Source organism: Leuconostoc sp. (genome assembly GCF_965300815.1).
Window position 1 is genome coordinate 1 of record NZ_CBDKZH010000169.1, and the last position, 1,890, is coordinate 1,890.

The 1,890-nt window shown below is 38.3% G+C and carries 1 protein-coding gene; it reads right to left on the bottom strand.

Annotated elements, in window-relative coordinates; translation table 11 throughout:
- Positions 1–309 precede the first annotated feature (309 nt).
- Positions 310–1,890, bottom strand: a 1,581-nt coding sequence (locus tag ACW12G_RS07735) for an SspB-related isopeptide-forming adhesin (protein WP_455647691.1), incomplete at its 5' end; no start/stop codon positions are given.

Sequence of the window (1,890 nt, forward strand, 5' to 3'; positions counted from 1 at the left end):
TTGTTAGGTTGGGCTTTTACTGGCCAGTCGATTGCAATAGAGTTTTGTCAAAATTTCTCTAACCGGTTAATTTGTTAGTTATATCAATAGTATCTTGTATCGTGAATTGGGTATTATTCTCTAATGCGTAGTACCATTTAAATTGACAATTACCACGCCAACTACAATTAAAATTGTCCCTAGTACGGTTTGCCAATTAATACTAACGTGGAAGACAATAACATATTACAGCACATCTATGGATTTATTTTAAAAAGCACATCATTGTTGAATAGTCACTTTTCTATTTCTATCTACCTTCTTGAGTTATTATTTTTTTAACCAACGTGAAATTGGTTTGAAGAATACAATGCTGACCAATCCAGTCAAAGCAGCTGCAATACCAGCATATAGTCCACCCTTCGGCTTTTCGCCATAACTTGTGTTGGGTGTTTCTGGTGCTTGTGGGTTTGGTGTGACATTGTTCTTCACTGTTTGAGTTTGATATTCTTGGCCGAAATCATTTTGTACGGCTGTATTAACAAGTGTACCCGGCGCATTAACCTTTACCACTGGTCGGAAGATAATCGTCAACTTATGACCGGCATGAGCTTGCAAGAAGGCTTTGGGATCATTAGCTTTAACAGTCCACTTACCAGCATTTTCGCACCATGTTACAGTTGTTTCTGCTGCCACAGAATTCTTTGTTTCATTATCGATGATTGTAAAGTCTGTCTTAGTCTTTGCTGTAATATCTAAACGTGTTTCGTCATAATCATCAGAGAATGACAAGCCCTTGGCCATCGTATCGTCAGGAACCGTTAAGTCCTTTTTGTCTGTTAAGTCCCAAGTCAATTGATACTTCATCATAGTTTTTGGCTTAACTTCTTGGCCATTGATATCTTTGTTATTGTCATCCAGATCCTGCTTGTCGGGTTGAACGGTCGGTGTTGTATTTTTGACAATGTTTGAGTCATTGCTATCGTTGTTAATGAATTCCGTATATTTATTTCGGAAACTTGATCCATCTGCATTGGCTGTGGCGTAGATATTCAAAATTGGCTTTGCAAATACCTTTGTCTTATCTACGTTAATTGACTTCATAAAGTCATCTTTGGCCACAGCTGTAACAGTGTGCGTCTTGTCGTCATACGTAATGTCGTAGTTGTTAGATAAATCCGTTTTACCATCTTGTGAGAATAGTTTTGCGCCATTATAATCAACTTCCTTTGGCAACTTATCTACATACTTGTGTAACGTAACATCAAATGCGCGATTTGCTGGCAAGTCTGTTGACTTCAAAGAATAAGTTAAGTCTTGACCCTTAACAATCTTCTTTTTATCATCACTACCTTGCTTATCACCATTGTTCACACCCAAGTCAACATCTTTAGTCGGCTTAACGTCAGGTGTGGTGTTGTGCGTTGCGTTTGATAGTGTTTTACTGTCATCTAGCCAATAATCGAACGTATTGTCAATATTAGCATTTGGCTTATTAGCGACTGCGTAAATGTTGACAATTGGCATTGTATAGTCCTTGGTCTTGTCCTTATTCACGCCTGATACAAACGTATCCTTAGCTGTAACTGTCACAGTATGGGCAGCCTTATCATATTGAATATTGAACTTATCAGTTAATTCAGTTTTTCCGTCTTCAGAGAATACCTTAGTAGCCTTATGATCGACTTCCTTTGGTAACTTATCAGAATACTTTACAACCTTAACGTCATCGGTTCGTCCTGCAAGTATTGGCGTTACCTTAAGAGAATAAGTTAGTTTGTCGCCCTTATTCACAACTTTGTTATTGTCGCTACCTTGCTTATCACCAGCATTTTCACCTTCATCAACATCCTTTGTTGGTTGTGGTGTGATATACAAGTCCGCTAGTTTGTAATTAGCACTGTGTGGCGC